Raw genomic sequence first — 1,533 nt, 5'->3', positions numbered from 1 at the left:
GACCTGCTATCAGACCACTTGTTCAGGAGCGTAGGTAGGGCGACGACAAGCACACCAAATAGAATAATGGCGTATATCTGAGACATCATATCCATCTTTTCTCACCTCCGGAAATTGATTATTATCCCATTCAAGTTAAGGTGCAGACCATGATAAACTTTTTGCTGCTAGATGTTGGGCAGCCAGATGATCTTCCGCCCAGTGCAGCATGGATTTGGGGCTCAAACGGACTTTGGGTGAAAAGTAAAAAATGGTAAAAATGGTAAAAAGCAATTTAACCTTTTTGTTAAATGGATATTTACTATTTGGTGGCATCAATGAAAAATTCAGATCGATAGATTAATTCATAAATTGGAAAATTGTCTGTTATCTGAAAAACTTTAAATAACCGGAATGCATGCCTCGTAATTGTGAACTGGCCCGGGAGAAGATTGGTCCAGAGCACAGGAGATGAATATGACGGGCTTTACGCAGAATGAACCACCCAATGTGGGAAAGGACGTACAGGTCAAGGGATCTTTAACATCAGAGGACGGCGGATTTTACGCCATCATCATATCCGCAATCATATTCTTGATTGCCGCACTATCCGGTCATCTGGCATAGATGAGTCCATCCATCCAGATCTGACCTCCCGGCCTGGGATCGGATTGGCTGTATTCTCCAATCCGAACCCAAGGCCGAACGATCTTCTTCGTCCTTCTATGCTGCCACCCTCAAGCTCCAATTCTCAACTGAGCAGAATGGGGCGATAATAGGTCAAATCGAAGAGGATCTCTTTCTCCCTCTGCCGGGCAGAGTTCTGTAAATCCGTGCCCCGGAGGCGATCTCTCCGGAGGAATTAAGCTTCTGGATATGAGGCGAGATATCCTCGGTTCTCAGCAGGAACTGCTCTGCCACCAGTCCCTCCAGCTTCTTTCTGTCCACCATCTTCCCCTTTCCAATCCCGGGACAGGTGGGATTGTAGCTGATGTTGAGAAGGATATCACCATTGTCCAGCGTCTCCTCCTCCACCCGAAAGGGAAAGAGCCGGCAGGCAATCGGCCGCACGGAATAGATGCTGCAGCCCTCCTGGTAGAAGACGCAGGTGGTATCCTCTTTGCTTTTCAATACCGGCAGGTCGAGGATCACCCTTCTGCCCTCGTCCTCGATTTTCACATAGCATTCACTGTAATCGTAAAGGGTATCCACGAAGTCCGGGGGCCTCATGCCAGTCCTATTGCTGATGGCATGGACATCCTTCTCAGTGAGATAAATCAGGTTGGAGCTTCTCCAAAAATCCTCTATCTGCTCTGCAGGGATGAGATCATCAAACTCCAGAGGCCTTTTATGGTGGCAGCATGAGCCGCACCTCTGGCACTTGAATCGGATATTGCCAAATATGGCTTTTACCACAACCCGGGGCATAAATCCCCTCAAAAAAAAAGAAAAGGAGAAGGCGACCTAGAGAGTCGTCTTCAGTGGATGCTTCTCTGCCAGAACTTCCAGTCCCAGCTCCTGGGCGGACTCTGCCTTCATGATATCCACCATTGC

General features: G+C 48.1%; 2 protein-coding genes. One reads left to right on the top strand and one right to left on the bottom strand.

Features of this window, described 5'->3' with window-relative positions:
• The first annotated feature begins 456 nt into the window (after positions 1–456).
• Positions 457–606, top strand: coding sequence for a hypothetical protein (locus tag BP727_RS13180; RefSeq protein ID WP_157863672.1), 150 nt, complete (start codon positions 457–459; stop codon positions 604–606).
• Between the two features lie 153 nt (positions 607–759).
• Here the strand turns inward: BP727_RS13180 and BP727_RS13175 are convergent, their stop codons facing one another.
• Entirely contained in the window at positions 760–1,407 is a 648-nt protein-coding gene (locus BP727_RS13175) for a YkgJ family cysteine cluster protein (protein ID WP_273271715.1), read from the bottom strand.
• Between the last annotated feature and the right edge of the window lie 126 nt (positions 1,408–1,533).

It is taken from the genome of Methanosaeta sp. UBA356, from assembly GCF_002496465.1.
In the GTDB taxonomy this organism is placed as follows: Archaea; Halobacteriota; Methanosarcinia; order Methanotrichales; family Methanotrichaceae; genus Methanothrix; species Methanothrix soehngenii.
Note: the sequence above shows the minus strand (reverse complement) of the source record. Positions and strands in the feature narration are given on the sequence as shown.